This is a genomic window from Saccharomonospora cyanea NA-134 (assembly GCF_000244975.1).
Classification (GTDB): Bacteria; Actinomycetota; Actinomycetes; order Mycobacteriales; family Pseudonocardiaceae; genus Saccharomonospora; species Saccharomonospora cyanea.
This window is the reverse complement of the sequence record NZ_CM001440.1, coordinates 5293762-5320262: the sequence shown is the minus strand read 5'-3', so window position 1 is coordinate 5320262 and position 26501 is coordinate 5293762. Positions and strand designations below refer to the sequence as shown.

The following is a 26501-nucleotide window of genomic DNA, read 5'->3' as shown; positions in this document are numbered from 1 at the left end:
CTCCCTGACGGTGAGTTCCTGAGAGACCGGACTTTCAACAAGGAGGTCGCATGATTCTCCGTCGGGTGGCACGCCCACTCCTCGCCTCGATCTTCATCATGGGCGGTGTCAACGCGCTGCGGCAGAAGGAAGGCCATGCCGAGGCCGTCAAGCCGTTCCTCGACAAGGCCGCCGACAAGACCGTCAGGCGCAAGACCGGGGAGTCCCCGGAGTCGCTGCCGGGCGACCCGGTGACGATGGTGCAGGTGGACGCGATCACGAAGATAGCCGCGGGTGCCATGCTCTCGCTGGGGGTCCTGCCCCGGGTCGCGTCGGCGCTGCTGCTGAGCAGCCTGGTGCCGACGACGCTCGCCGCGCACGCGTTCTGGGAGGAGAAGGACCCGGAGAAGCGGCAACAGCAGCTCATCGAGTTCCTCAAGAACGCGGGGCTCGCGGGCGGGCTCATGCTGGCGGTCGCCGACACGGGCGGCAAGCCCTCGCTCGGCTGGCGGGCGCGTCACGCGGCCGAGGAGGCGAGCCACCACGTGCAGGGTGCCGCGGGTGTCGTGCAGCGCAGGGCCGGCATGGCGGCCACGAAGACGAGCATGGCCACCGAGAAGGCGGCCGCCAAGGCCGCCAAGGCGAGCAGCAAGGCGGGCAAGGCGGGCAAGGCCACGGGCATGGTCGCGGGTGCCGCGAAGGGCAAGGGCAAGGCGGCGAAGGCCGTGAGCCTGCCCGCCTCGGCCGCGGCGATGAAGAAGGCCGCCAAGTCCGCGAAAGGCGGCAAGCGCAAGCGCGGCCGCATGTCGTCGATGGCGCACTGACGGCTCAGGCGGACGCCCGGCGGTACCGGGCGGTGGCCAGCGGCGCGAAGATCGCGACGATGGCGACGCAACTGAGGATCGCGTAGAGGGCGGCGTTCTCGGCGGGCCAGCCGGAGGGCTCCGGCCAGCCTGCCGGGCTCGTGTTGCCGAACAGGTCCCGGGTCGCGTTGACGGCGGCTGTGAACGGGTTCCAGTCGGCGATGGTGCCCAGCACACCGGGCAGGCTCTCCTGCGGCACGAACGCCGACGAGATGAACGTCAGCGGGAACATCCAGATCAGCCCCGCGCTGTTGGCCACCTCGACGCTGCGTGCCACCAGCCCGATGTAGGCGCCGATCCAGGACATGGCGAACGCGAACAGCAGGATCATGAGGTAGCCGAGCACGGCGTCGAACACCCCGCTGTGGATGCGCCAGCCGATGAGCAGCCCGCACACGGTCATGACGACGAGCACCACCACACTGAGCACCTGGTCGGCGGTGGTGCGTCCCACCAGGACCGCGAGCCGGGACATGGGCAGTGAGCGGAACCGGTCGATGATGCCCTTCTGCAGGTCGTTGGCGAACCCGATGACGGTGTAGGAGGAGTTGAACGCGACCGTCTGCGCGAAGATCCCGGCGATCAGGAACTCGCGGTACTCCGCGCCACCGCCACCGGGACCGCCGATGGCGTCGCCGAAGACGTAGGCGAACAGCAGCACGAACATGATCGGGAACGCGGTGGCGCCCAGCAGCCAGTCGGGGTTCCGCCGTACGTTCATCACGTTGCGCCAGGTGATGACGGCCGAGTCGGAGACGACCTTGGTGGCGTTCATGGTGCCGGGTCCTCCTCGGTGGCGTGTCCGGTGAGCGACAGGAAGACGTCGTCCAGGGTGGGGCGGTGCAGCGCGACGTCACCGATCGTGACGCCTCGCGAGTCGAGCCGCCGCAGGGCCTCCACCAGGGCGGAGGCCCCGGTGTCGACGAACACCGACAGGCTGCCCGCGTGCCCGTCGACCACGGGTTCGCTCGTGCCGACCTCCTTCAGCACGCGGGCAGCCGACTCGACGTCGGTGTGATCGGTCACGACGAGTTCGAGCCGCTCGCCGCCGATCTGGCCCTTGAGCTCGTCGGCGGTGCCGCGCGCGATCACCCTGCCCCGGTCGATGACCACGATGGAGTCGGCCAGCCGGTCGGCCTCCTCCAGGTACTGGGTGGTGAGCAGCACGGTCGCGCCGGTGGCGACGAGCTGTTCGATGACCTCCCACATGCCGAGCCTGCCGCGGGGGTCGAGCCCGGTGGTCGGCTCGTCGAGCACCACGACCCTCGGCTGGGCCACGAGCGCCCCGGCGAGGTCCAGCCTCCGTCGCATGCCGCCCGAGTAACCCTTGGCGGGCCGGTCGGCGGCGTCGGAGAGCTGGAACCGGTCGAGCAGCTCTCGGGAGCGCTCCTTGGCCCGCCGCTTGGTCAGCCCGTACAACCGGCCGATCATGTAGAGGTTCTCCGCGCCGGTGAGGTTCTCGTCGACGGCCGCGTACTGGCCCGACAGGCCGATGGCCTGCCGTACGGCGTCGGGCTCGGTGAGCACGTCGTGGCCCGCGACCATCGCCTCCCCCGCGTCGGGTTTGAGCAGGGTGGTCAGGATGCGCACCATGGTGGTCTTGCCCGCGCCGTTGGGCCCGAGTAGCCCGAGCACCTGTCCGGTGGGGATGTCGAGGTCGACACCGTCCAGCGCCCGCGTGGAGCCGTAGGTCTTCACCAGGCCACGAGCGCGGACGGCGACATTGCCGTCCGTGTGGGGCATACGGTCAGCCTAGAAGCGTGGGCCGACACTCGCCGGGTCTGTGATCAGCGCTGATCGCGCGGCGCCTGCGTGAGGGCCGCCTTTTCGTCGCGTCGGAGGAAGGCGGCCCTCACGTGACCTCGTCAGCGCTCCAGGATCGCGGTGATGCCCTGACCGCCTGCGGCGCAGATGGAGATCAGCCCGCGGCCCGAGCCCTTCTCCGCCAACAGCTTCGCGAGTGTGCCGACGATGCGTCCGCCCGTCGCCGCGAAGGGGTGTCCCGCCGCCAGCGAGGAGCCGTTGACGTTGAGTTTCGACCGGTCGATGCTGCCGAGCGGCTCGTCCCGGCCCAGCCGCTCCTTGGCGAACCCCGGGTCCTCCCAGGCCTTGAGCGTGGCGAGGACCTGTGAGGCGAACGCCTCGTGGATCTCGTAGAAGTCGAAGTCGGCCAGGGCGAGGCCCGCCTTGTCGAGTAGGCGCGGCACCGCGTACGCGGGTGCCATGAGCAGGCCTTCGTCACCGTGCACGTAGTCCACGGCGGCGGTCTGCGAGAGCGTCAGGTACGCCAGCACGGGCAGGTTGCGTTCCTTCGCCCACTCCTCCGTGGCGAGCAGGACCACCGACGCGCCGTCGGACAGCGGTGTCGAGTTGCCCGCCGTCATCGTGCCCTCGCGGCCCCCGAAGACGGGCTTCAGCTTGGCCAGCTTCTCCGGCGTCGAGTCGGGGCGCAGGTTCTGGTCCCTGGTCAGCCCGAGGTAGGGGGTGAGCAGGTCGTCGAAGAACCCGCGCTCGTACGCGGCGGCGAGGCGCTGGTGGCTCGTGGCCGTCAACTCGTCCTGGTCGGCGCGCGAGATGTCCCACGCCTTGGCGGTGAGGGCTGCGTGCTCACCCATCGAGAGCCCGGTGCGCGGCTCGGCGTTGCGCGGGATCTCCGGCACGAGGTGGCCGGGGCGGATCCTGGCGAGGAGCTTGGCGCGCTCCCCGGCCGACTTCGCGGCGTTGAACTTCACGAGCAACCTGCGCAGCCGGTCGTTGACCGCTAAAGGCGCGTCGCTCGTGGTGTCCACGCCACCCGCGATGGCGGAGTCGAGCTGCCCCAGCGCGATCTTGTTGGCGACGTTCACGATGGCCTGGAGGCCCGTGCCGCACGCCATCTGCACGTCGGAGGCGGGCGTGGTGGGTGCGAGCGAACTGCCCAGCACCACCTCGCGGGCGAGGTTGAAGTCCCGTGAGTGCTTCAGTACCGCACCGGCGGCGAACTCGCCGATCTGCTCGTTCTGCAGGGAGAACCGGCTGACCAGACCGTCGAGAGCGGCGGTGAGCATGTCCTGGTTGGAAGCGTCGGCGTAGGGGCCGTTCGATCGGGCGAAGGGGATGCGGTTCGCGCCGACGATCGCGACCCTGCGGACCGTGGGGGCGTTCGACTCGGGCTTCGCTGCGGACTTCGACGCGGGCACTGCCTTGTTCCGGCTCGATCGCGCCCGGCCGGACTTCTGCGCTTGGCTCATGGCTCTCGCCTTCCCTGGTCAGCGTTCTCGGAACCCATCGAGAGTGTAACCTACTCGCCGGTAGGTTAGGCTGGCGCTGCACACTGGGCACGGGAGGCAACCGATGGCTGACAAGTACCAGCAGTTCACCACGACACCCCTCGGCAAGTTCGTCACGTCGAAGCTGGGGCTGCCCAAACCACCCGTGCTGCGGCGCTACCGTCCCGGCCAGCCGCCACTCGATGGTCCCGCACTCCTGGGCGCGGCGCCGGACGGCAGGCTGGAGAAGGCGCTCACGGCCCAGCTCGACGCGGCGGGCATCGAGATCGTGCGCGCCCCGGCCGACGGGAAGCGCTACGGCGCACTGGTGTTCGACGCCACCGGCATCACCGAACCGACCCAGCTGCGCGAGCTGTACTCGTTCTTCCACCCGGTCGTCCGGGACATCGCCCCGTCCGGCCGCGTGGTCGTGCTCGGCACCCCGCCCGAACTCGTGGAGGGCCGCGAGCGCATCGCGCAGCGCGCGCTCGAAGGCTTCACGCGCACGGTGGGCAAGGAACTCAAGGGTGGCGCCACCTCCCAGCTCGTCTACGTCGCCGACGGCGCGGAGGAAGCGGCGGAGTCGACCATGCGGTTCCTGCTCTCGGCGAAGTCGGCGTTCGTCGACGGCCAGGTGATCCGCGTCGGTGCGGCGGGCACGAAGACCGCGCAGGCGCCGGCGGACTGGGCCAAGCCGCTCGACGGCAAGGTCGCGCTGGTCACCGGTGCCTCGCGGGGTATCGGCGCGGCCATCGCGGAGGTGCTGGCCCGCGACGGCGCCCACGTCGTGGCGCTCGACATCCCCGCACAGGGCGGTGAGCTGTCGGCCGTGGCCAACCGTGTGCGCGGCTCGGCGCTGCAACTCGACATCACCGCCTCCGACGCGCCGCAGCGACTCGCCGACCACCTCACCCAGCGGCACGGTGGCGTCGACATCGTCGTCCACAACGCGGGCATCACCCGCGACAAGACGCTGGCGAAGATGTCGGAGTCCGCCTGGGACTCGGTGCTCACCGTGAACCTCGCGGCCCAGCTCGCCGTCAACGACAAGCTGCTCGCCGACGACGTGCTCAGGGAGAACGGCCGGATCGTCGGCGTGTCCTCCATCGCCGGTATCGCGGGCAACGTCGGGCAGTCGAACTACGCGGCCAGCAAGGCCGGTGTCATCGGCATGATCGATGAGGCCGCACCTCGGATGGCCGAACGCGGCGGCACGATCAACGCCGTGGCGCCGGGCTTCATCGAGACCCAGATGACCGCCAAGGTGCCGATCATGATCCGGGAGTTCGGCCGCCGGCTCTCCAGCCTCGCGCAGGGCGGTCTGCCCGTGGACGTCGCCGAGACCATCGCCTGGTACGCCAACCCCGCGTCGGCCGCCGTCAACGGCAACGTCGTGCGCGTGTGTGGCCAGGGCTTCCTGGGGGCCTGACACATGACGGTGAAGGAACTGACCAGCTCGCCGAGTCTCGCGACGCTGTATCCGAAGGCGGCACTCGGGGGCCTGCGCAAAACCACGGGCGACACGCTTCCGGACACCGAGTACGTGCGCGGGGGTGTCATCGTCGACCCGGCGCACCTCGCCGCCTACGACCACGTGTGCGGGTTCCGGTTGACCGACGAGCTGCCCGCCACCTACCCGCACGTCCTCGCCTTCCCGCTCCAGATGGCGTTGATGACGGAGCCGGACTTCCCGTTCCCGCTGCTCGGCATGGTGCACGTCGCCAACCGCATCACCCAGCACCGGCCGGTGCGTCTCGACGAGAGGTTCACGCTGCGGGTGCGGGCGGAGAACCTGCGACCGCACGACAAGGGCACGCAGTTCGACGTGGTCAGTGAGCTCCTGCCGGAACTCGACGCGACGGATACCCCGGTGTGGACGGACGTGAGCACGTACCTGCGGCGTGGGGGCGAGTCGGGGTCCTCGCCGGAGAAGAGGACGGAACTGGCGCCACCGTCACCGAGTGCCGTGTGGACGGTGCCGGGCGACGTCGGTCGCCGCTACGCGCAGGTGTCGGGCGACCGCAACCCCATCCACCTGCACAGGCTGACCGCGCGCGCCTTCGGGTTCCGCTCGGCCATCGCGCACGGCATGTGGACGAAGGCCCGCTGCCTGGCCGCGTTCGAGGGCAGGCTGCCGGACGCCTACACCGTCGACGTGCGGTTCCAGGTGCCGGTGTTCCTGCCCGCGAAGGTGGCGTTCACGACGTGGAGCACGGGCGAGGACGGCTGGTCGTTCGAGCTGTGGCACGCCCGCAAGCCGAAGCCACACCTGCGGGGCACGATCACCGCGTGACCGCGTGACCGCGTGACCGCGTGACCGCGGAACCCGGGACGCGTTCGGTGATTTCCCTGATGTGTCCGGTGTGGTCTCCCTCGTAGCGTCGGCCGTATGACAGGAAAGCGGACGGCGCGCGCCGTCGTGGGTGTCGCCGTGGCGGCACTCGTGGCAACGATCGCTCCCACCACCGCCGTGGCCGAGGAGCTTCCCGACCCGGTGCGGTACGAGTTGCCACGCCCCAGTGGTCCGTACCAGGTCGGGGTGATCGAGCTGCATCTGGTGGACCGTTCACGAGTGGACCCATGGGTTCCGGACAGTGTCCGGGAGGTGATGGCCACGGTGCGCTACCCGGCTGTCCGGGGTACGGGCGAGCCCGCGCCGTACCTGACACCGGGTGCGGCACGCGCCATGGCCGAGTCGGACGCCGCGCAACTCGGAATCAACCCCGAGGTACTCGACTACACCTTCGACACCCACTCCCGTGTGGGCGCACGTGCTCTCGGTGGTGACCGGCCGGTGGTCGTCTACTCGCCGGGTGCGGAAATGCCGCGTTCGCTGGGCACCGCGCAGTTGGAGGAGCTCACGAGCCGGGGTTACGTGACGGTCGCGATCGACCACACGCACGAGGCGACAGCGGTGGAGTTCCCCGACGGCCGGGTCGCCGAAGGAGTTCTCGGGGAATGGGAGCTGGACACCGCGAGAACCATGATGGACACGCGTGTCGACGACGTGCGGTTCGTGCTCGACCAGCTGGAGGTGCTGGCGCGGGGCGGAAACCCGGACGCGGCCGACCGGCCCCTGCCACGGGGGCTGGGACGAGCGCTCGATCTCTCGCGCGTGGGCATGTTCGGGCACTCCGGCGGGGGTTTCACCACGGGTGAGGTCATGCTGGACGACCGGCGAGTCGACGCGGGTGCGAACCTCGACGGCAGCATGGCGTACTCCCAGGAGCACTTCGCACCGGTCGCCCGGGAGGGTCTCGACCGGCCGTTCCTGCTGATGAGCGCCGGAGACCACAGTGAGGCGAACGACCCGTCGTGGCAGGAGTTCCTGCGCAACCACCACGCCTGGCTGTTGCGGCTACACCTGCCGGAGGGCGAACACTTCAGCTACACCGACCACCAGGTACTGCTTCCACAGCTCACCGCTCACCTCGGAGTGGACCCGACCCTGACCGCCCGGATCATCGGAACGGTCGACGGTGAGCGGAGCATGCGTTCGCAGGTCACCTACCTGACGGCGTTCTTCGACCGGCACCTGCGCGGCATCCCGCAGTGGTTGCTCGCCGGGCCGTCCCCGGCGCATCCGGACGTCGAGTTCCTTCGCTGACGCCGGACGTCACTTCGGTTGTTCGGTGGGGCGCCACACGTCGCCCTCCACCAGGTCGTTGAACCCGAGCCACGTGAGGTTCATCAGCCACGACGCGAGCACACCGTCGGGTACGTCGGGGTGGTCGAGCCACCAGTCCGCCAGCGACTCGGCCGCCCCGACCAGTGCCGCGGCCATGCCCTCACCGGAGGACTCCGCCTGCGAGGCGAGTCCCCGCTCCGTTCCCGCCGACACCACGAGGTCCCTGACCAGGGCGACAGCGCGACCGCGCAGGGCGACGATCTCCTCGGCGAACGGGCCGCCCGCGGTGAGGGCGTGACGGTGCAGCACGATCCACGACTCGCGGTAGGCGGCCACGAAGCCGTAGAACGAGCGCAGGCCGTGCCAGAGCTGCATGTCCGGCGGGACGTCGACGCGAATGCCCTCGCGCACGGCGGCGAGCAACCGGCTCGACTCCCGGCGCACGCAGTGGCCGAACAGCTCCTCCTTCGCGCCGAGGTAGCTGTAGATCATCGGCTTGGACACGCCCGCGACGTCCGAGATCTCGTCCATCGAAGCGAGGTGGTAGCCGTACCGGGAGAACACCTCCACCGCGGCGTCGAGAATCTGCTTCTCCCGGACCGCTCGGGGGAGTCGTTTAGCCCGTTCGGGCGAGCGCTGTACGTCCTGCGCCACCAGCACCTCCTGTTGTCCGGCCAAACCTACCTGAGCAGGACGTTCAGGGAGAGAACACGGGTTGCCCGGCCGGTCACTCCGATTCGATGACGGGGCGCTGCGGAGGGTCGCGCCGGTCGTCGCGGGAGGTGTCGACGACCTCGCTGTCCACGACGATCACGCGGCCGGACCGGTGAAGGCCTCCCCCGAACCCACGAGGCGTCACCGGGCCGCGGCGTTCCAGCCGTTTCAGCCACGCCCGACGCACGAGAGTCCGGGTGGGCGGCAGCAGCAATGCAAGGCCCGCGACGTCGCTCACGAAACCGGGCACGAAGATCAACAGGCCGCCGAGGCCGACGAGCATGCCGTCGGTGACCTCGTTATGCGGTGACCGGCCCGCTCTCGCCGTGTCCATCACCGCCCGTGCGGCCTTGCCACCCTCCCGCCTGGCGAGCCAGGAGCCGACGAGTGCGCCGGCGAGCAGAAGGCCCAGCGTGGCGAGGAAACCGATGAGCGACGCGACAGCCCAGATCGCGGCGATCTCGGCGATCACCCAGAGCAGGAATATGGCGGCCATGTCAGGTTCAACGCGTGGGGCAGGCGATTTGCTCCCGGGCCGTGGTTCTAGCCTCCCCTCGTGCGCAGTATCGACAAGGTGGCGTGGCTCCGGATCGAGGGTGGCCGCGTCCTGGCCGCCCGCTCCCGGGGCAGAGACACCTTCTACCTGCCCGGCGGCAAGCGGGAACCCGGCGAGTCCGACGTCGACACGCTGGTCCGTGAGGTCGCGGAGGAGCTCTCCGTCACCGTCGTGCGCGGTACGGCGTCGCTCGTGGGGACCTTCGAGGCCCCCGCGCACGGCCGCGATGCCGACGTGGTGGTGCGCATGACGTGCTACACCGCCGACTACGAGGGCACGCTCGCGCCGAGCAACGAGGTCGAGGAGTTGCGCTGGCTCGGCCACGCCGACGCCTCACTCGTGTCACCCGCGAGCCGGCTGGTGCTCGACCACCTGCATGCGGAGTCCCTGATCGGCTGACCGGCGACATCGCGGATCGCTAACCTCACGGTGTGTGGAGCTGGCTCGGTCCCGTCCTGGCCGCCTCGGCGGCGTTGGTGTGGGTGGTCCTGCTGTTCCGGCGGGATCTGCTCGGGTCGGTGTTGCGCTGGCTCACGCTCGCGACCGTGGTGGCCGTGGCCACCGGCGGTGGTCTGTTGTGGTTGCTCGGCTGGCCCTCGCTGCCACCGGCCGAGAGGTTCACCACGGCGGACCTGCTGGAACTGCTCAAGATCGCGCTCGCGGTGGTGGCCGGGCTCGGCGGTGTGGTGCTGCTCGCGGCCAACCTCCGCAGGCAACGGGTCACCGAGGCCGAGCACGAGCTGGCCAAGGCTCGTGACGACCGCGAACGGGAGCACAGCTACAACGAGCGGTTCGGCGCGGCGGCCGAGCAGCTCGCCCACGAGAGCCCGGCTGTGAAGCTCGCGGGACTCTACGCCATGGCGGGCCTGGCGGACGTCTGGGAGAGCAACCGGCAGGTCTGTGTCGACGTCGTCTGCGGGTACCTGCGTTCGCTCGGCAGCAGGCCGGACGGCGGTGAGGGCCAGGTCTGGGACGCGGCCATGACGGCGATCAGGAGGAAGCTCCGGGCGGACGGCGAGTGGCCGAACGTGTCGATCGATCTCTCCGGTGTGCATTTCGTGGACGCCGACTTCACCGGGCTCGCGACGACGGGGGACGTCACTCTGGACGGCGCCACCTTCACCGGTCGGCGGACCTCCTTCGAGGACTGTCGCTTCACCGGCGGGTTCTCGGTGACGGAAGCCCGTTTCGACAGCGAGTTCACGACGTTCGAGAGCGCGGTGCTGGGAGGTGGTGAGCGGGCGACGCGGGCCAACCTGGAGGACGTCGTCTTCGGCGGTCAGCGACTGTCGTTCGACTTCGCGCGGCTGGCCTCGGGAACGTCGTTCGCCTACACGCGGTTCGCGAGCGCCTTCGTGTCGTTCCGGGCGACCGCCTTCACCGGCGAGGTCAGCTTCGAAGGCACCTCCTTCTCGCCGATCTACACGAGCTTCCACCTCGCCCGCTGGGAGGACGGCCGCACCCGGTTCGCGGAGGCGGAGTTCTCCGGGGAGAAACTGGAGTTCACGGAGACGACCGTGCAGAACGCCGATCTCACGTTCACCGATTGCCTGTTCTCCGGTGTGCATGTCAACTTCGAGGACACGCTGCTGCGTTCACGCTCGCTCAAGTTCCTCCAGTGCGAGTTCGAGGACTGCTCGCTCGACTTCCAGCTCGCCCACGAACACCCCACCTTCGGCACGATCCACCTCAGCCACCTGGACATCGAGCGCTCGACTCTTCGGAGGTGCCGGATCGACTTCAGGAGGATGCGGGGTCCGGCCTCGGCGAGGTGGGAACACACGCTCGCCAGGATCCGGGGCGGTCTGTTCGAGGAAGTCGAGATCGTGAGAGACGAGGACTCGGTGTTCTCGCTGTTCCCGTGGGTTCGTCTCGCCGGTGTGAGGTTGGTGAACACGGTGTTCCCCGACGAACTCGTCCGCGGGCTCCGGTTCGTCGAGGAGACTGTCTCGGCGAACCGGAGCGACGGCGTCAGTGGGTGATCAGTACGTGATCGCCACGGCCGGATCGGCCAGCAGCGCGCCCACGTCGGCGAGGAACTGCGAGCCCTGCTGCCCGTCGATCACGCGGTGGTCGAAGCTCAGCGAAAGCTGCATCACCTTGCGCACCGCGAGTTCGCCGTCCACCACCCACGGCATGTCCCTGATCGCCCCGAGCGCCAGGATGGCCGACTCGCCGGGGTTGATGATCGGGGTGCCGGTGTCGACGCCGAAGACGCCGACGTTGGTGATGGTGAACGTGCCGTTCAGCATGTCCTCCGGCGGTGTCCTGCCGTCCCGGGCCGTGGTGGTCAGCTCACCGATGGCGCGCGCGAGTTCCACCAGCGACTTTGCGTCGGCGTCGCGGACCTTGGGCACCACGAGACCGCGCGGCGTGGCCGCCGCGATACCGAGGTGCACGTAGTCCTTGTAGACGATCTCGCCCGCGCTCTCGTCCCACACCGCGTTGACGTCCGGCGTGCGCTTGGCCGCCAGGCACACGGCCTTGGCCGCGAACACCAGCGGGGTCAGCTTGACGTCGGCGAACTCGGGCGTGCGCCTGAGCTTGTCGCGCAACTCCATCATCGGGGTCACGTCGACGGTGAGGAACTCCGTGACGTGCGGCGCGGTGTACGCGCTGTTCACCATGGCCTGGGCGGTGGCCTTGCGGACCCCGCGGATGGGGACGCGACGTTCGCGGGAGGCCGGGTCGTACGACCCGCCCGGCGCTGACACGGCCGGTGCTGCCGAGGCAGTCTCGGTCGCGGTGACACCTTCCGCCGCGCGGCGCACGTCCTCGCGGGTGATGATCCCGCCGTCCGCCGACCCCGTCACCGTGCGCAGGTCGACACCGAGTTCCTTCGCGAGCTTGCGCACCGGCGGCTTCGCCAGGGGCACGTACGCGGCGGGTGCCGTGCCGGGCACGTCTTCGGGAGCCTGCCTCGGCCTGACCACCTGCACGGCCCGCACCGCCTCGGCGGGTTCGGGGGATTCGGCGGTGGGCTTCGGCGATCCCGCGGCCTGCTTGCGCGGCCTGCGCTTGGCCGACGACGCCTTGGACCCGTAACCGACGAGCGGCTTCATCTCCTCCTCGCCTGCCGCCTCGTTCGACGCGGCCTCGGCGGGGGCGGACCCGTTCACCGACGGGCTCGCCGTGCCGTGCGGGTCGACGTCCACCGTGAGGATCGGCGTGCCCACCTCCACGGTCTGACCCGGCTCCACCAGGAGTTCGGTGACCACACCGGCCCACGGGATCGGCAGCTCGACGGCCGCCTTCGCCGTCTCGATCTCCACGACGACCTGGTTGACGGCCACCTCGTCGCCGGGCTTGACCTTCCAGTCGATGATCTCGGCCTCGGTCAGTCCCTCCGCGGTGTCGGCGAGGGGGAACTGCTTGTACTCGGGCATGCGTTCCTCCTCACCAGTCCAGCGCGCGGTCGACGGCGTGGAGCACCCGGTCGAGATCCGGCAGGAAGTGCTCCTCCAGCTTCGCAGGCGGGTACGGCGTGTCGAAGCCGGTCACCCGCAGCACGGGTGCCTCCAGCGAGTAGAAGCACTCCTGCTGCACGCGGGCGGCGATCTCGGAGGTCAGCGACGACTCCGCCGACGCCTCGCTCACCGCGATGAGCCTGCCGGTGCGGCGCACCGACTCGAACACCGGTTCCAGGTCCAGCGGCGACAGCGTGCGCAGGTCGATGACCTCCAACGAGGTGCCTTCCTCCGCGGCCGCGTTCGCCGCGTCGAGGCACACCTGCACCGAGGGGCCGTACGCCACCAGGGTGGCCGCCGTGCCCTGCCGCACGGTGCGCGACGCGAACAGCGGGTCCGGTGTGGCCGACGGGTCGACCGGCGCCTTGAGCGCACCCGAGTGGTAGAGCCGCTTCGGCTCGAACAGCAGCACCGGGTCGTCGCACTGGATGGCCTGCTGGATCATCCAGTAGGCGTCGACCGGGTTGGAGCACGACACGACCTTGAGGCCGGGGATGTGCGAGAACAGCGACTCCGGCGACTCGGAGTGGTGCTCCACCGCGCCGATGCCGCCACCGAACGGCACCCGGATCACCACGGGCACCTTGATGGCGCCCTGGGTGCGGTAGTGCAGTTTCGCGAGCTGGCTGGAGATCTGGTCGAAGCCGGGGAAGATGAAGCCCTCGAACTGGATCTCACACACCGGCCGGAACCCGCGCACGGCGAGTCCGACGGCGGTGCCGATGATGCCCGACTCGGCCAGCGGCGTGTCGAGCACGCGGTGCTCACCGAAGTCCTTCTGCAAGCCGTCGGTGATGCGGAAGACGCCGCCGAGCTTGCCGACGTCCTCGCCCATCACGATGACCTTGTCGTCGGCCTCCATCGCGGCACGGAGTCCCGCGTTGAGGGCCTTGCCGATGGTGAGTTTCTGCACGTTCGCGGCCGCCTGGGAGTCTGTGGTCGTGGGCTTGGCGGGCTTCACGGGCTGGGTGGGCGCGGCCATCAACGATCACCTCCGTCGGCGAAGCCGGAGAGATAGGACAGGTATTCCTCGCGCTGGGCCTCCAACTGCGGTGACGGCTCCGCGTAGACGGCGGAGAAGATCCGCTCGGGCGGCGGGTCGGGCATGTTGAAGCAGTGGTCGCGCAGTTCGGCCGCGAACCGGTCGGCCTCGGCCTGCACCTCGTCGAAGAACGCTTGATCGGCGCCTCCGGTGCGGGACAGGTGTGCGCGCACGCGCTCGATCGGGTCCTTGAGCTTCCACGCCTCCAACTCGTCCGAGAGCCGGTAGCGCGTCGGGTCGTCGGTGGTGGTGTGGGCGTCCATGCGGTAGGTGAACGCCTCGATCAGCACCGGACCGTTTCCCCTGCGGCATTCGTCGAGCGCCCAGCGGGTCACCGCGAGACACGCGAGCACGTCGTTGCCGTCGACGCGGATGCCGGGGAAGCCGTAGCCGCGGGCGCGCTGGTAGAGCGGGAGCCGCGACTGGCGCTCGGTGGGCTCGGAGATCGCCCACTGGTTGTTCTGGCAGAAGAACACCAGCGGCGCGTCGTACACGGCGGCCCACACGAAGCCCTCGTGGACGTCACCCTGGCTGGTGGCACCGTCGCCGAAGTAGCAGATGGTGGCCTCGGCGTCGGGCTCGTCACCGACCTTGCCCTCGAACTTCTGCCCCATCGCGTAGCCGGCGGCGTTGAGCACCTGGTTGCCGATCACGATGGTGTACGGGTGGAACCGGTGCGCCTGGAAGTCCCAGCTGCTGTGGTCGGTGCAGCGGAAGATGCCGAGCAGGTCCCTGAAATCGACACCGCGGGCGTAGGCGACGCCGTGTTCGCGGTAGCTGGGAAACGCCATGTCCTGCGGCTTCAGGGCGCGGCCGGAGCCGATCTGGGCGGCTTCCTGGCCGAGGAGCGGGACCCAGATGCCGAGCTGGCCCTGCCGCTGCATGGCGTTGGATTCGCGGTCGGCCCGCCGGACGAGGACCATGTCGCGGTAGAGACCGCGCAGTGCCTCGGCGTCGACGTCGGCGACGTAGGGGTCGAACTGCGCCGATGACAGGCGTTCGCCTTCGGGGGTGAGGAGCTGGGTGAGTTCAGCTCCGCCTTCGGTGGTCGCTCGCAAACCCGCTATCACCTGTTCCGGGGACGGTTGCGCCGCTGTCGCGGCCGTTCCGGCGCCAGACTGCGGGCGCGTCCACTGTTCTGGGGACGACATCGCATCTCCTTGGTGTCGTGCCGCACGGCCGCTTGTGGCGGCCTGCGGCGCGCCGCCGGCCACCGGATGCGCAACTGGGTCCGCAGCGCTGGGTGTCCGTCGGCGGTGACGGTTCACGCGCTCATCCTGGCATGGAAACCCCCGTCGTGGAGAGCCCTCGAAGCCGATTTGTTCCCCTCGCACTGTTGCTGAGCTGCGCAAATGCTTGGAAGGCCGATCGTGCAACCGCCAAAAGTCGCATCTGCGAGCAACGACCGGACCAGTGTTGTCGCCGCCTTCGTGACGGCGGGTGGAACGGGGTTTTCGATCGGGTCAGCACAACTCGGCGGGGGAATGTGACGCCTGTCACCAGTGAGGGCGGGTGGCACGATGGGGCGCGTGGAACTGGAAAGCGTGAAGAACTCAGTCCGGCGGACGTGGGCGGACGACGTCCTGCCCAGCCTGTCGACGCTCGTCTCGATCCCGGCGCTCTCGCCCGTGTTCGACCCCGAGTGGGCCGAGACCGGTCACCTCGACGCCGCCGTGGAGCACGTCAAGGCGTGGTTCGCCGAGCGCGACCTTCCCGGCGCGCGGATCGACGTGGTGCGGCTGCCCGACCGCAGCCCCGTGCTGCTGCTCGACGTGCCCGCCACCGAGGGCGCCGAGGACAAGGGCACCGTCCTCATGTACGGGCACCTGGACAAGCAGCCTCCCGTCGGCGGCTGGTCCGAGGGCCTCGGGCCGTGGACACCCGTCGTGCGCGACGGCCGCCTCTACGGCCGGGGCTCGGCCGACGACGGCTACGCCGGATACGCGGCCACCACGGCCCTGACGGCCGTGCGTGAGGCGGGCGGTTCCCACGCGCGGACCGTCGTGCTGCTGGAGACCGGCGAGGAGTCCGGAAGCCCCGACCTGCCCGCCTACCTCGACCATCTGGCCGAGCGGCTCGGGCGCGTCTCGCTCGTGGTCTGCCTCGACTCCGGCGGCAACGACTACGAGCGCCTGTGGCTGACCACGAGCCTGCGTGGACTGGCGCAGGTGCACGTCACCGTGCGGGTCCTCGAAACGGCCCAGCACTCGGGCATGGCGAGCGGCATCGTGCCCAGCTCCTTCCGCGTGCTGCGCACCCTGCTCGACAGGCTGGAGGACTCGGCGACGGGCGAGATCAAGATCGCCGAGTGCAACGTCGAGATCCCGGCCAACCGCGTCGCTGAGGCGAGGGCCACCATCGAGGCCGTGCCGGGCGCGATCCTCGACACCACGCCGTGGCACGGCTCCACCCGGCCTGTGGTCGACGACGAGGTGGAGCTGCTGCTCAACAACAGTTGGCGGCCCACTCTCTCGGTCATCGGAGCGTCGGGGATGCCCGAACCGGCCGAGGCGGGCAACGTGCTGCGCACGAGCACCACGCTCGCGCTGAGCTTCCGCCTCCCGCCGACCGCCGACTCGAAGGCCACGCTGGAGGCGATCAAGAAGGCGCTGACCACGGACGTTCCGTACGACGCTACTGTGGAGCTGTCGGGCATGGAGGCCGCGGACGGCTGGAACGCGCCCGAGCCGGCCCCCTGGCTCGCGGAGGCGTTGGCGAAGGCCAGTGACGAGATCTTCGGTAAGCCGTGGGGCACCGTCGGGCTCGGCGGGTCGATCCCGTTCATGGGATTGCTCGGTGAGAAGTACCCGGAGGCGCAGTTCGTGGTCACCGGGGCGCTCGGTCCCGACTCGAACGCCCACGTGCCCGACGAGTGGCTGCATCTCGACCACGCGCAGCGGGTGACCGAGACGATCGCCACGGTGCTCGATGCGCACGCGCGGAGCTGAGTGACGACTCTCGCAACGGGTCTGTAACGAAGCTGATGCTGCGCATTAGCGCATTTAGGTGGCAGGATGCATGGACTGCCGGTATTGGACTACGAGGAGTGACATCGTGGCGCGTCGATTCACCAGGGCGCTCACCCTGCTGCCCGCCCTCGCCCTCGCCGCTACCGCGGCGAGCTGCGCGGAGGAGGTCAACACAGGCGGAGACAGCCAGGCCGGTGGTGAGATCACCCTGATCAACGAGGGCACGTTGACGACGTGCACACACCTGCCCTACAAGCCGTTCCAGTTCACCGAGGGTGGCAAGACGGTGGGCTTCGACGTCGACCTCGTGGACCTGGTGGCGGAGGACCTCGGCGTCAAGCAGGAGGTCTTCGACACCTCGTTCGAGAGCATCGAGTCGGGGGCCGCGCTGGACACCGGGCAGTGTGACCTCGCCGCCGCCGCCATGACCATCAACGACACCCGTAAGAAGGTCATGGACTTCTCGGAGGGCTACTACGACGCGAACCAGGCGTTGCTGGTGAAGAAGGGCTCCGGCATCACCGACCTCGCCGACCTCAAGGGCAAGGTGCTCGGGGTCCAGCTCGGCACCACCGGCGAGGAGTACGCCGAGGCGCACAAGGAGGAGTTCGGCTACACCACCCGGCAGTTCGAGGACCTGGCGCTGCTGGAGACGGCGGTGAAGACCGGTCAGATCACCGCGGGGATCAACGACAACTCCGTGCTCTACGACTTCGTCAAGAGCAACCCCGACGTGGAGGTCACCACCGAGTTCGAGACGGGTGAGGAGTACGGCATCGCCGTCCGCAAGGGCAACGGCGCGCTCCTCGCCAAGATCAACGAGGTGCTCGACGCCGCGAAGCAGGACGGCCGCTACGACGAGATCTACGAGAAGTGGTTCGGTAAGAAGCCGGAGAGCAAGTAACCGGAGCGAGCCACTTCGCAAGATCACAAGGCGCCGGTGAGGGTCTGACACGAACGGGTTACCGTTTCAGGCCCTCACCGCGCTTCGAACGAGGAGTTTCGTCATGGCGATGTCGCGGCGTAAACGCGCACGGCTGATCCGCGGTGTCCAGTACGCCGTGCTCGTCCTTGCCCTGGTGCTGCTGGGAGTCCTGGCGGACTGGGGGACGATCAAGAACGCCTTCTTCAACGTCGACGCGGCGGCGACCCAGTTCCCCGCGATCTTCACCGACGCGCTGGTCAACACCATCGTGTACACGGCGCTGGGCTTCGCGCTGGGGCTCGGCATCGGCATGGTGCTCGCGTTGATGAAGCTGTCGTCCGTCGGCCCGTACCGCTGGCTGGCGACGCTGTACATCGAGTTCTTCCGAGGCATCCCGGCGCTGCTGGTGTTCATCGCCCTCGGCTACGGCGTGCCGCTGGCGTTCGGCATCCGCTTCGACATCTACTCCACCGCGGCCATCGCGTTGGGTCTGGTCGGTTCCGCCTACATCGCCGAGACGCTGCGCGCCGGTATCCAGGCCGTCCCGCACGGCCAGATCGAGGCGGCGCGGTCGCTGGGGATGTCGCAGGCGAGGACCACGATGACCGTGGTGATCCCGCAGGCGTTCCGGATCATCCTGCCGCCGCTGACCAACGAGCTGATCCTGCTGACGAAGGACTCGTCGCTGATCTACCTGCTGGGTCTCGCGCGGGACGAGTACGAGCTGGCGAAGTTCGGCAGGGAGGGGTTGAACGCGACCGGCTCGCTGACCCCGATCCTGCTCGCGGGCCTGTGTTACCTCATCATCACGGTGCCGCTGGGATACCTGTCGCGTTACCTGGAACGCCGCAGTGGCCGCAAGGAGGAGCAAGGGTTGAAGGTGACGGCCTGATGAGTGATCTGATCGTCGAGGTCTCGGGTCTGCACAAGTCCTTCGGTCGCCTCGAGGTGCTCAAGGGCATCGACCTGGAGGTGCGGCGCGGTGAGGTCGTGTGCATCATCGGGCCGTCCGGTTCGGGCAAGTCGACGCTGCTGCGGTGTGTGAACCTGCTGGAGGAACCGAACTCGGGCACGGTCGTGGTGAACGGGTTCGAGCTGACCGACCCCGACTGCGACCTCGATCGGGCGCGCCGCACGGTCGGCATGGTCTTCCAGGGGTTCAACCTGTTCGGGCACCTGTCCGTGCTGGACAACCTGACCATCGCGCAGCGGAAGGTGCTCGGGCGGGACAAGGCCGAGGCCGAGCGCGTCGCGATGGAGAACCTCACCAAGGTGGGGCTCGCGGAGAAGGCCGGCTCGATGCCCGCGCAGCTCTCCGGTGGGCAGCAGCAGCGGGTGGCCATCGCCCGGGCGCTGTCGATGGACCCGGCGGTGATGCTGTTCGACGAACCGACGTCGGCGCTCGACCCCGAACTCGTCGGGGACGTGCTCAGGGTGATGCGGCAGCTCGCCGACGAGGGCATGACGATGCTGGTCGTCACGCACGAGATGCAGTTCGCCCGCGAGGTCGCCGACACGGTGCTGTTCATGGACGGCGGCGTGGTCGTCGAGCAGGGCCCGCCGCAGCAGGTGATCGGCGACCCGCGTGAGGAACGCACGCAGAAGTTCCTGGCCCGCGTGCTCAACCCGGTCCACGTGGAGGACTAGACCTCGCACCGTGCACGCCGTGCGTGGAACTGACCACGCACGGCTGTCGTCTCACAGAAGGCGGCGGGTTCTGCCCTGCCGTTTCCGGGGGTCGTGAGCGAGGGAGGTGAGCGGTGCCGACGATACGGTGGCGCCCTTCGGCGGGTGGGTCGGACAACCCCGAGGGTGACAGCCAGGTGCCCGTCGACTTCGATCCCTTCGACTCCAACCCACCCGAGGCGGCGGTGGTGGACGCCGAGGAGCTGCTCAGGCCGTTGCTGGAACAGGACGGCCGGGGGCTGCTGCGCTGGCGTCGGCAGGCGACGAACGCGCCGATCCTGCAGGTGGAGAACCGCTTCGTCAGGGGCAGGCTCGACCTGCGGGCGGCGGACCTCGGGGTGTTGTTCCGCTTCGAGAACTGCCGGTTCGAGTACCCGCCCGACGTGCGGGAGGCGAACCTGCTCGGCCTGTCGTTCTACCGGTGCTGGCTGCCCGGGCTCAAGGCCCGCAACTTTCGCAGCCGCAACGACCTCAGGCTGGTCCGGTGCCGGGTCGAGGTGGACGACGACAGTGCGGAACGTGGCACCGACGTCCTCACCACCCGAACCGACAGGGGAGTTCCGAACGCGGCGGTCAACCTCACCGACGCCGTGGTGGACGGCACGGTGATCCTCACCGGTACGCGGATCAACCATCCCGGTGGCAAGGCGTTGCAGGCGGACCGGCTCATGGTCACCGGAGCCCTGCTCGCCTACCGGCTCACCACCGACGGCGAGGTCCGCATCCCGGGGTTGAGAGCCGGCGGTAACGTCAACTTCTCGGGCGCGCGACTGCGGAACCCGAGGGGGTTCGCCCTCAACGGCAACGGCATCGCCGTTTCGGGAAGCCTGTTGTGCGAAGTGGACAACTACCGGCCCGGTGATCCCCGGCCCTTCACGGTCAACGGCATGGTGTACGTGCCGAGCATGCGGGTGGCGGGTGACCTCGTGTTCCGGGGAGCGCGGTTGGAGGTCGACCCGTCGGGCGAGATCGTCGTGGACGCGTGGAAGACCGGCGACTGGTACGTCGATCCGCACCCCGCGTTCATCGCCGACCGTATGTACGTCGACGGCAACGTCGAGATGGGCGACGGGCTGCGCGCGACGGGGACCCTGCGGATGGTGAACACCCACATCGGAGGGTCGCTTCGGCTGGCGGGGGCGGAGGTCGCCGTGCGGCGCAACGTCGAGCCGCCGTACATGGACCGTGCCATCCACCTCGACGGCAGCGAGATCAACGGTGACCTCGAAGGCAGCAAGATGCGCACCGAGGGGCAGTTCCGGCTGGCCGACGTGACGGTGCGCGGCAACGTGTTCGTCAGGGACGGCCGCCTGTCGCACCCGTCGCGCGACGTGTTCTCGGCCCGGCGCAGCCGGGTGTCGGGCAACCTCATGCTCAGCGCGTGCACCATGAAGGGCACCATCCGGCTGCAGGGCATGACGGTCGGCGGCAGTATCGACCTGCAGAACACCACCGTGACGGAGCCGGAGCAGGACGAGTCCGCCCAGTGGGCCGTGGACCTGCGTTCGGTGCAGGTCGCCCGCAGCGTCCTCATGCACAGCCGCGCCGACGGCTCGTTCGAGAGCGAAGGCGGTGTGACGCTCGACGGCGCGGTGATCAAGCGCAAGCTCTGTATCGCGGGTGCGGTGCTCACGGCGGGCAAGAACGGTCTCGCGTTCGAGGCGGGCGACACCATCGCCGAGGAGTTCGAGCTCACTCCCGCGGAGGTACCCGAGGGGAGGGTCTCGCTGCGGGGGGCGCAGTGTGGAACGCTGCACGACAACGAGCAGCTCTGGTATGCCACGGGCGGGGTCGAGCTGGAGGACTTTCGCTACGAGGCCCTCGACAGTCCCATCCCGCTCAAGGACGACCAGCAGATCGAGTTGCGGCTGAAGTGGTTGCGCCACGCCATGCGCGGGTACCGGCCCGGCCCGTACGACCAGCTCGCCACGATGCTGCGGGCCTGCGGCAACGAGGAGCACGCCGACACGGTCCTGATGCGCAAGCAGCAGTACCGCTACGAGTCGCTCGCCACCGGCTACGGCTGGTTCTTCGGAGCCGGGGTGCGGCTGTGGAGCTGGCTGCAACGATGGATGGTCGGCTACGGCTACCGGCCCGTGCGGGCGCTCGCGTGGTTGCTCGCGTTGTTGGTGCTGGGGAGTCTCTGGTTCGGACTCGGCAGCGACGACTGCGCCGTGGACGCCGACCGGTTCGTCGTGATCGGTGAGCGCTGCGCCGTCAACGTCGACGACACGGGCCTGGAGTGGAATCCCGTGCTCTACACCGTCGACCTGCTGGTGCCCATCGCCGACTTCGGCAACAAGGGCCGGTGGCACATGGCGGGCGCGGACAAGTGGGTGTCCACGGGGTTCATCGCGATGGGGTGGGTGCTCGTCACCACGGTGGCGGCCGGTGTCACCAGGACGTTGCGGCGCACCAGCCCCAACTGAGGGAGCCCGGGCCCGAATCCGTAACGCCGTACGACGCGGGGGCGATCACGCCACGTGTCCAGATCGTGTGTCCGTGAATCCCACAGGCGCTTCGCCACGCCGTTCGTCGCCGCCGCTCTCGTGGCCGTCTGCGTCACCGGCTGCTCGGGCAGACAGGCCGTGCCGTCGACGTCCTCCGACCCACGGTCGCCGTCGCAGACCCCGACCGTGACGCTCACCGAGCCGGCGGGAGGCCCCACCCGGACCCGGTGAAGCGCGTCGCGGACGCCCGCCGTGCCGACCGCTCAGGGAAGAGTCCGCGGCGAAGCGTCGGCTCACGAGTCCTGGCCGGGACTCGCGGTGGTCAGCCCCAGGTACCTCGCCGAGGCGAGCAGGCACCGGTCGTAGGTCACGAAGGTGAGTTCCTCCGAGCCCAGGTTGATCACCAGCGCTCCTCGTCACGGTCGGTGGTGAGCGCGGCGGCGACGTCGACCGTGGCATCGTGCTCCGCCGGCGCCGTGATCGGGCTCCGCACGGTGGGTGCGGTTGCCCGCCCGGCGGTGACGAGTTCGCGCATCGGGATCGTGTCCAGGGAACAAACGTAGAACGATGTGTTCCACACGACGGTTCGAACCGGCTGCGGGTTCGTGACGATCGACTCCGGCGGGCCACCCCCCGGAAGGCCGTGCAGGGCCGTGTTGTTGACTCCCGGTGTGAGTGTTGAGCAGTCGAAGCCCCGTGCCCGGGTGCGGGCACCAGAGCTGACCGGCGACGCCTGGTGGAACACCGGCGGCGAACCGCTGACACTCGCCGGGCTGCGCGGCAAGATCGTTCTACTGGACTTCTGGACCTCCGGGTGCGTCAACTGCCTGCACGTCCTCGACGAGCTGCGCCCCCTGGAAGAGGAGTTCGCCGACGTGCTCGTCACCGTGGGCGTGCACTCCCCGAAGTTCGTCCACGAGGGCGGACGGGACTCCGTGGCCGCCGCCGTCGCGCGTCTCGGCGTGGACCATCCGGTGGTGAGCGACCCGGACATGAGCCTCTGGCAGCAGTACGCCGTGAAGGCGTGGCCGACGCTCGTGGTCGTCGATCCCGAGGGCTACGTGGTGCACGTCGCCGCCGGTGAGGGCCACGGCGACGCCCTGCGCCGGGTGATCGGCGAGCTCGTGGCCCTCCACGAGCGCAACGGCACCCTGCGCCGGGGCGAGACCGACCTGCGTGAGGTGGCGCGTGCCGACACCGACGGCCGTGGCCACCTCGACGGCCTGCGGTTCCCGTCGAAGGCCGTGGTGACGGCCGAGGGGCGGGTGCTGGTCGCCGACACGGCCAACCACTCGGTCGCGGAGTTCGCCTCCGACGCCGAGACCCTGCTTCGCCGCTTCGGTGATGGCCGGAGGGGCGCGGTGGACGGCGCGTTCGACGTCGCCCGTTTCGCGGAGCCGTCGGGGTTGACCCTCCTGCCCACCCATGTCGCCGACGAGGTCGGTTACCACCTGCTCGTCGCCGACACCGCCAACCACCTGCTTCGGGGCGTCGACCTGCGCACCGGCGCGGTGCGCACCGTGGCGGGAACCGGGCGGCAGTGGCGCGACGGTGACGACTCCGGCCCGGCCCTCGGCGTCGACCTGACGAGTCCGTGGGACGTGCGCTGGTGGGACGCCGCGAACGGGGTCGTGGTGGCGATGGCGGGCAACCACACGCTCAGCCTCTTCGATCCGGTCGAGGGCACGATCTCGCGGTTCGCGGGCACCACCGTGGAAGGTCTGCGGGACGCCTCCGCCGCTGAGGCTTTCTTCGCGCAGACCTCCGGGCTGGCCGTGACGGGCGAACGGCTGTGGCTGGTGGACGCCGAGACCTCGGCCCTGCGGTACGTGGAGCGTGACGGCGGCGACGCCGGTGACGCCGGTGGGTTCGTCGTGCGCACCGCCGTGGGGCAGGACCTGTTCACCTTCGGTCACCGTGACGGTGCCGCCGACTCGGCGCTGTTCCAGCACCCGCTGGGTGTCACCGTGCTGCCCGACGGCGCGATCGGCGTGGCTGACACCTACAACGGCGCGGTGCGGCGGTTCGATCCCGTCACCGGAGAGGTCACCACGTTGCTGCGCGATCTCGCGGAGCCGTCCGGCCTGGTCGTCACCGACGGCGGGGTGCTCGTCGTGGAGTCGGCCGCGCACCGGCTGCGTCCGCTGGAGCGCGGCGGCGAGGACGGGCTCGGGGGTGAGGTCGTGGACGGCGCCGAGCTGGCCGTGCGACGGCCTCCCACGGTGCTCGCGCCGGGGCAGGTGCGGTTGGCGGTGACGTTCGTGCCACCGCCGGGAGAGAAGCTCGACGACCGGTACGGTCCTTCCACCCGCCTCGAAGTCAGTGCCTCACCGCCGGAGCTGTTGCTCGACGGCGGGGGCGTCGGCACCGAACTCGAACGCACCGTCACGCTCGCCGACGGCGTGGAGGGCGGGGTGCTCCAGGTGGTGGCGCAGGCTGCGAGCTGTGCCTCCGACGCGGAGCATCCGGTGTGCCGGATCACCCGGCAGGACTGGGGTGTCCCCGTTCGGGTCGAATCGGGCGGGGCCGCGGGATTGCCTCTCGTCATGGCGGGAACTCCGGCCGAGTAAGCAGAGGTCGGTACCGGGAACCGTTTCCTTACCGCGACGTAGCATGAATACCGTGTCAGAAACCAACGGCCCACTCGCATCGGACGCCAAACTCGAAATCCAGATGCTGCACGACCGCGTGCTCGTGCGCATGCCGTCGGAGGACGGTGAACGGCGCAGCACCGGTGGCATCGTGATCCCGGCGACCGCCCAGGTGGCGCGGCGGCTCTCCTGGGGCAACGTGCTGGGAGTGGGCAACAACGTACGCAACGTCAAGGTCGGCGACCGCGTGTTGTTCAACGCCGAGGACCAGCTCGAGGTCGAGATCCAGGGCAATGCGTACCTCGTGATGCGGGAACGCGACGTTCACGCGGTCGCCAGCGAGCGGACGGAGCACGGCACGGGCCTCTACCTGTAGGCGGCATCCGGGAGGCGTCCGTGGGTGGTCCTGACGACGGCGAAAGATCCACCTCCGAGACCGACACCGACATCGATCTCGTCGACGAGTTCCCTCCGGCGGAGGTGACCCGTACCGACGGTTGGACTTCTCCCGGAATCCGCTGGCGACGTGGTGTCGGCAACGCCCTGGTGGCACTCGGCGCCGTCACCGGGTCGCTCGCCGTGGTGTACGTGGTCGACCTGGTGGTCGGTATCGGTGACGTGCCCCGCGGCGTCACGGTAGCCGGTGTGGACATCGGCGGACTCGACAGGCGGGACGCGGAGGCCGAACTCCGCCGCGAACTCGGCCCGCTCGTGGTGAGGCCCGTGGAGCTGCGCGCCGGTGGGATCGACGTCTCGCTCGATCCCCGGGAGGCCGGGCTCGGTGTGGACTGGTCGGCCACCGTCGAGCGGGCGGGGGAGCAACCGTGGTTGCCGTGGGCGAGGCTTGCCTCGCTGTTCGGTGACCGGGAGGTGCCGTTGGTGACCACTGTCGACGAGGGCGCCGTGAAGGCCGCGCTGGGCCGTCTCGCGCAGGAGCGTGTCAACCGCCCCGCCATCGACGGAGGCATCGCTCTGAAGCCCGTCGAGGGTGTTCACGACGACGGCGGTGTGCTCCCCCAGGCGATCGAGCCGAAGGTGGGCACGAGGGTGTCCGACCTGAACGCCGCCGTCGCCGCCGTCCGGGTCCACTGGCCGCACGCCGAGCGCATCGACCTTCCCGTGGAGGTGCTGCGGCCGAGGCTGACGGCGGAGGCCGTGCACGCCGTGTTGGAGGACACCGTGCGGCCGTTGCTGGCGGGTCCCGTGCTGGTCCGCGGCGACGGGATCGACTCCGTGTTGCTGCCCGAGGACATCCGCCAGGCGCTCGGCTTCGAGGTTCGCGGCGACGGTGACGGCGCGACCCTGGGCGTGACACTGGATCACGCGGTGTTGAGCAGCGCCGTACAGAGTGAGTTGGGGGTCACCGAGCGTCCCGCCAGGGACGCCTCTCTCGTGTTCCGCAACGGGACGCCCGTGGTGGTGCCCTCGGTGCGCGGCACGCGCATCGACTGGGAACGCACCTTCGCCGGGTTGGCGCAAACGCTTGCCACGGCACCGGCGGACCGGCGGGAGGTCACGGTGCTCTACGACGCCGTGGAACCGGCCGTCACCACCCAGGACGTCCACGCACTGGAGGTCAGGGAGGTCGTCGCCACCGCGACGACGAGCGGGCACGCACCCGAGGAACTCGCGGGAGCGGATGTCGCGACGGGGGCGTTGAACGGTGTGGTGGTGAAGCCGGGCGAGACGGTGGAGCTGGAGGCGTACGCCGCTCCTCCGCCGTGGCTGGCCGTGGTGGAGGAAGCGGCGAGGCGGGCAGGCCTGTCGGTGGCCGAGGGCCATCGGATCACGAACGACACCGAGACGGCCGTCGCCGTCCACGTCCGGTCGACGGCGACGACGGTGCGAGTCACCCTCTGGGGCACCCGCCCCTGACAGCCGTGTCCGCGGGTTGTGCACGCGTGTCCGCGGTTCGCGTACGCCTTTCGGGCCACGGACGACTCGGCCGGTCGTCGACGAGCAGTGCGCTCGCGACGACCGGCCGAGTCGAGAACGTCTCAACGAGACACTCCACTACCGGATCTCATGCTCGGATGTGCCTGCGCGGGTACATGCCCGCCACCAGCGAGACGCCGATCGCGGCGACGACGAGCTGCGTGATGAACTCCAGCCAGTCCCAGCCTTCCGTGTCGGCGTACCCCAGGCCTCTCGCGATAGCCGTGCCGAGGAACGCGGCGGCGATACCGACGAGGATCGTGAGCCAGATCGGAATGTTCTGCTTCCCCGGAACGACCAACCTGGCGAGGATCCCGAGCACCAGACCCACCAGAATCGCGGAGATGATTCCCGAAATCGCCATGGTGTCTGCTCCTTCAACACTGGGTCATTGACCCGAATGAGGTACCCACCTTTGTTGATCGCCAACCACACGCACACGAGGGGC

The 26501-nt window shown here is 69.6% G+C and carries 24 protein-coding genes; 14 read left to right on the top strand and 10 right to left on the bottom strand.

Translation table 11 applies throughout. The features are described 5' to 3' along the window. Nucleotides 1–50 precede the first annotated feature (50 nt). Entirely contained in the window at nucleotides 51–803 is a 753-nt protein-coding gene (locus tag SACCYDRAFT_RS24930) for a DoxX family protein (protein WP_005460496.1), read from the top strand. Between the two features lie 4 nt (nucleotides 804–807). Here the strand turns inward: SACCYDRAFT_RS24930 and SACCYDRAFT_RS24925 are convergent, their stop codons facing one another. From SACCYDRAFT_RS24925 to SACCYDRAFT_RS24915, 3 genes are all read right to left on the bottom strand, one after another. Then, nucleotides 808–1617 carry an ABC transporter permease gene (locus SACCYDRAFT_RS24925; protein WP_005460495.1) on the bottom strand — a complete coding sequence of 270 codons (810 nt, stop codon included), beginning with the start codon at nucleotides 1615–1617 and terminating at the stop codon, nucleotides 808–810. Beyond that, complete coding sequence (locus SACCYDRAFT_RS24920) at nucleotides 1614–2585, bottom strand: daunorubicin resistance protein DrrA family ABC transporter ATP-binding protein (protein WP_005460494.1); 972 nt, start codon at nucleotides 2583–2585, stop codon at nucleotides 1614–1616. Before SACCYDRAFT_RS24920 ends, SACCYDRAFT_RS24925 begins: the two co-directional genes overlap by 4 nt. Nucleotides 2586–2707: 122 nt before the next feature. Further along, nucleotides 2708–4072, bottom strand: coding sequence for an acetyl-CoA C-acetyltransferase (locus SACCYDRAFT_RS24915; protein WP_005460493.1), 1365 nt, complete (start codon nucleotides 4070–4072; stop codon nucleotides 2708–2710). A 103-nt stretch (nucleotides 4073–4175) separates the two neighbouring features. Between SACCYDRAFT_RS24915 and SACCYDRAFT_RS24910 the strand changes: the two genes are divergently transcribed. The 3 genes from SACCYDRAFT_RS24910 (at nucleotide 4176) to SACCYDRAFT_RS24900 (ending at nucleotide 7697) form a co-directional block, all read left to right on the top strand. Next, on the top strand, nucleotides 4176–5519 hold the full coding sequence (locus SACCYDRAFT_RS24910; protein WP_005460492.1) for a 3-oxoacyl-ACP reductase: 1344 nt from the start codon (nucleotides 4176–4178) through the stop codon (nucleotides 5517–5519). A 3-nt stretch (nucleotides 5520–5522) separates the two neighbouring features. Further along, the gene (locus SACCYDRAFT_RS24905; RefSeq protein ID WP_005460491.1) at nucleotides 5523–6383 is read left to right on the top strand and encodes a MaoC/PaaZ C-terminal domain-containing protein; all 861 of its coding nucleotides are present in this window, start codon (nucleotides 5523–5525) and stop codon (nucleotides 6381–6383) included. Between the two features lie 96 nt (nucleotides 6384–6479). Next, nucleotides 6480–7697 carry an alpha/beta hydrolase family protein gene (locus SACCYDRAFT_RS24900; protein WP_005460490.1) on the top strand — a complete coding sequence of 406 codons (1218 nt, stop codon included), beginning with the start codon at nucleotides 6480–6482 and terminating at the stop codon, nucleotides 7695–7697. Between the two features lie 9 nt (nucleotides 7698–7706). Here the strand turns inward: SACCYDRAFT_RS24900 and SACCYDRAFT_RS24895 are convergent, their stop codons facing one another. Both SACCYDRAFT_RS24895 and SACCYDRAFT_RS24890 read right to left on the bottom strand, forming a co-directional pair. Continuing rightward, a complete protein-coding gene (locus SACCYDRAFT_RS24895) occupies nucleotides 7707–8372 on the bottom strand; it encodes a TetR/AcrR family transcriptional regulator (protein WP_005460489.1) in 666 nt (221 codons plus the stop codon). A gap of 73 nt (nucleotides 8373–8445) precedes the next feature. Next, nucleotides 8446–8928, bottom strand: coding sequence for an FxsA family protein (locus tag SACCYDRAFT_RS24890; protein WP_005460488.1), 483 nt, complete (start codon nucleotides 8926–8928; stop codon nucleotides 8446–8448). 60 nt (nucleotides 8929–8988) lie between these two features. On the opposite strand from SACCYDRAFT_RS24890, the gene SACCYDRAFT_RS24885 reads away from it, so the two are divergent. Further along, nucleotides 8989–9387, top strand: a complete 399-nt coding sequence (locus SACCYDRAFT_RS24885; protein ID WP_005460487.1) for an NUDIX hydrolase — start codon at nucleotides 8989–8991, stop codon at nucleotides 9385–9387. Between the two features lie 32 nt (nucleotides 9388–9419). Then, nucleotides 9420–10970: a pentapeptide repeat-containing protein gene (locus SACCYDRAFT_RS24880; RefSeq protein ID WP_005460486.1), complete on the top strand. Its 1551-nt coding sequence runs from the start codon at nucleotides 9420–9422 to the stop codon at nucleotides 10968–10970. Here the strand turns inward: SACCYDRAFT_RS24880 and SACCYDRAFT_RS24875 are convergent, their stop codons facing one another. From SACCYDRAFT_RS24875 to pdhA, 3 genes are read right to left on the bottom strand one after another with little or no spacing between them, the layout of a single operon-like run. Further along, nucleotides 10971–12374, bottom strand: a complete 1404-nt coding sequence (locus SACCYDRAFT_RS24875) for a dihydrolipoamide acetyltransferase family protein (RefSeq protein WP_005460485.1) — start codon at nucleotides 12372–12374, stop codon at nucleotides 10971–10973. It abuts the gene before it with no gap. A gap of 10 nt (nucleotides 12375–12384) precedes the next feature. Further along, on the bottom strand, nucleotides 12385–13437 hold the full coding sequence (locus SACCYDRAFT_RS24870) for an alpha-ketoacid dehydrogenase subunit beta (protein ID WP_005460484.1): 1053 nt from the start codon (nucleotides 13435–13437) through the stop codon (nucleotides 12385–12387). Further along, entirely contained in the window at nucleotides 13437–14648 is a 1212-nt protein-coding gene (pdhA, locus tag SACCYDRAFT_RS24865) for a pyruvate dehydrogenase (acetyl-transferring) E1 component subunit alpha (RefSeq protein WP_005460483.1), read from the bottom strand. Before pdhA ends, SACCYDRAFT_RS24870 begins: the two co-directional genes overlap by 1 nt. 369 nt (nucleotides 14649–15017) lie before the next feature. Here pdhA and SACCYDRAFT_RS24860 point away from each other — a divergent pair, with 369 nt between their 5' ends. The 5 genes from SACCYDRAFT_RS24860 (at nucleotide 15018) to SACCYDRAFT_RS24840 (ending at nucleotide 21506) form a co-directional block, all read left to right on the top strand. After that, entirely contained in the window at nucleotides 15018–16445 is a 1428-nt protein-coding gene (locus SACCYDRAFT_RS24860; protein WP_005460481.1) for a M20/M25/M40 family metallo-hydrolase, read from the top strand. Nucleotides 16446–16551: 106 nt separating this feature from the next. Next, on the top strand, nucleotides 16552–17370 hold the full coding sequence (locus SACCYDRAFT_RS24855; RefSeq protein WP_005460479.1) for a basic amino acid ABC transporter substrate-binding protein: 819 nt from the start codon (nucleotides 16552–16554) through the stop codon (nucleotides 17368–17370). Nucleotides 17371–17473: 103 nt separating this feature from the next. Next, the gene (locus tag SACCYDRAFT_RS24850; protein ID WP_005460478.1) at nucleotides 17474–18283 is read left to right on the top strand and encodes an amino acid ABC transporter permease; all 810 of its coding nucleotides are present in this window, start codon (nucleotides 17474–17476) and stop codon (nucleotides 18281–18283) included. Next, entirely contained in the window at nucleotides 18283–19038 is a 756-nt protein-coding gene (locus tag SACCYDRAFT_RS24845) for an amino acid ABC transporter ATP-binding protein (RefSeq protein ID WP_005460476.1), read from the top strand. The genes SACCYDRAFT_RS24850 and SACCYDRAFT_RS24845 overlap by 1 nt, the downstream gene beginning before the upstream one ends. Nucleotides 19039–19151: 113 nt before the next feature. Then, nucleotides 19152–21506, top strand: coding sequence for a translocation/assembly module TamB domain-containing protein (locus SACCYDRAFT_RS24840; protein ID WP_005460475.1), 2355 nt, complete (start codon nucleotides 19152–19154; stop codon nucleotides 21504–21506). Nucleotides 21507–21927: 421 nt separating this feature from the next. Here the strand turns inward: SACCYDRAFT_RS24840 and SACCYDRAFT_RS27225 are convergent, their stop codons facing one another. Further along, entirely contained in the window at nucleotides 21928–22062 is a 135-nt protein-coding gene (locus SACCYDRAFT_RS27225; RefSeq protein ID WP_005460472.1) for a hypothetical protein, read from the bottom strand. Between the two features lie 118 nt (nucleotides 22063–22180). On the opposite strand from SACCYDRAFT_RS27225, the gene SACCYDRAFT_RS24825 reads away from it, so the two are divergent. From SACCYDRAFT_RS24825 to SACCYDRAFT_RS24815, 3 genes are read left to right on the top strand one after another with little or no spacing between them, the layout of a single operon-like run. Continuing rightward, a complete protein-coding gene (locus SACCYDRAFT_RS24825) occupies nucleotides 22181–24097 on the top strand; it encodes an NHL domain-containing thioredoxin family protein (protein ID WP_005460470.1) in 1917 nt (638 codons plus the stop codon). A gap of 43 nt (nucleotides 24098–24140) precedes the next feature. After that, the gene (locus tag SACCYDRAFT_RS24820) at nucleotides 24141–24494 is read left to right on the top strand and encodes a GroES family chaperonin (RefSeq protein WP_005460469.1); all 354 of its coding nucleotides are present in this window, start codon (nucleotides 24141–24143) and stop codon (nucleotides 24492–24494) included. 20 nt (nucleotides 24495–24514) lie between these two features. Next, nucleotides 24515–25993 carry a peptidoglycan binding domain-containing protein gene (locus SACCYDRAFT_RS24815; protein ID WP_005460468.1) on the top strand — a complete coding sequence of 493 codons (1479 nt, stop codon included), beginning with the start codon at nucleotides 24515–24517 and terminating at the stop codon, nucleotides 25991–25993. A gap of 148 nt (nucleotides 25994–26141) precedes the next feature. Here SACCYDRAFT_RS24815 and SACCYDRAFT_RS24810 read toward each other — a convergent pair whose 3' ends face one another. Next, nucleotides 26142–26417, bottom strand: coding sequence for a GlsB/YeaQ/YmgE family stress response membrane protein (locus SACCYDRAFT_RS24810; protein ID WP_005460466.1), 276 nt, complete (start codon nucleotides 26415–26417; stop codon nucleotides 26142–26144). Between the last annotated feature and the right edge of the window lie 84 nt (nucleotides 26418–26501).

Excerpts from the sequence above, each read along its gene's own strand:
- SACCYDRAFT_RS24850 (WP_005460478.1), top strand. The coding sequence starts at position 17,474 with ATGGCGATGTCGCGGCGTAAACGCGCACGGCTGATCCGCGGTGTCCAG.
- pdhA (WP_005460483.1), bottom strand. The coding sequence starts at position 14,648 with ATGTCGTCCCCAGAACAGTGGACGCGCCCGCAGTCTGGCGCCGGAACG.
- SACCYDRAFT_RS24930 (WP_005460496.1), top strand. The coding sequence starts at position 51 with ATGATTCTCCGTCGGGTGGCACGCCCACTCCTCGCCTCGATCTTCATC.
- SACCYDRAFT_RS24890 (WP_005460488.1), bottom strand. The coding sequence starts at position 8,928 with ATGGCCGCCATATTCCTGCTCTGGGTGATCGCCGAGATCGCCGCGATC.
- SACCYDRAFT_RS24900 (WP_005460490.1), top strand. The coding sequence starts at position 6,480 with ATGACAGGAAAGCGGACGGCGCGCGCCGTCGTGGGTGTCGCCGTGGCG.
- SACCYDRAFT_RS24860 (WP_005460481.1), top strand. The coding sequence starts at position 15,018 with ATGGGGCGCGTGGAACTGGAAAGCGTGAAGAACTCAGTCCGGCGGACG.
- SACCYDRAFT_RS24845 (WP_005460476.1), top strand. The coding sequence starts at position 18,283 with ATGAGTGATCTGATCGTCGAGGTCTCGGGTCTGCACAAGTCCTTCGGT.
- SACCYDRAFT_RS24810 (WP_005460466.1), bottom strand. The coding sequence starts at position 26,417 with ATGGCGATTTCGGGAATCATCTCCGCGATTCTGGTGGGTCTGGTGCTC.
- SACCYDRAFT_RS24905 (WP_005460491.1), top strand. The coding sequence starts at position 5,523 with ATGACGGTGAAGGAACTGACCAGCTCGCCGAGTCTCGCGACGCTGTAT.
- SACCYDRAFT_RS24920 (WP_005460494.1), bottom strand. The coding sequence starts at position 2,585 with ATGCCCCACACGGACGGCAATGTCGCCGTCCGCGCTCGTGGCCTGGTG.
- SACCYDRAFT_RS24925 (WP_005460495.1), bottom strand. The coding sequence starts at position 1,617 with ATGAACGCCACCAAGGTCGTCTCCGACTCGGCCGTCATCACCTGGCGC.
- SACCYDRAFT_RS24910 (WP_005460492.1), top strand. The coding sequence starts at position 4,176 with ATGGCTGACAAGTACCAGCAGTTCACCACGACACCCCTCGGCAAGTTC.
- SACCYDRAFT_RS24915 (WP_005460493.1), bottom strand. The coding sequence starts at position 4,072 with ATGAGCCAAGCGCAGAAGTCCGGCCGGGCGCGATCGAGCCGGAACAAG.
- SACCYDRAFT_RS24870 (WP_005460484.1), bottom strand. The coding sequence starts at position 13,437 with ATGGCCGCGCCCACCCAGCCCGTGAAGCCCGCCAAGCCCACGACCACA.
- SACCYDRAFT_RS27225 (WP_005460472.1), bottom strand. The coding sequence starts at position 22,062 with ATGCGCGAACTCGTCACCGCCGGGCGGGCAACCGCACCCACCGTGCGG.
- SACCYDRAFT_RS24820 (WP_005460469.1), top strand. The coding sequence starts at position 24,141 with ATGAATACCGTGTCAGAAACCAACGGCCCACTCGCATCGGACGCCAAA.
- SACCYDRAFT_RS24875 (WP_005460485.1), bottom strand. The coding sequence starts at position 12,374 with ATGCCCGAGTACAAGCAGTTCCCCCTCGCCGACACCGCGGAGGGACTG.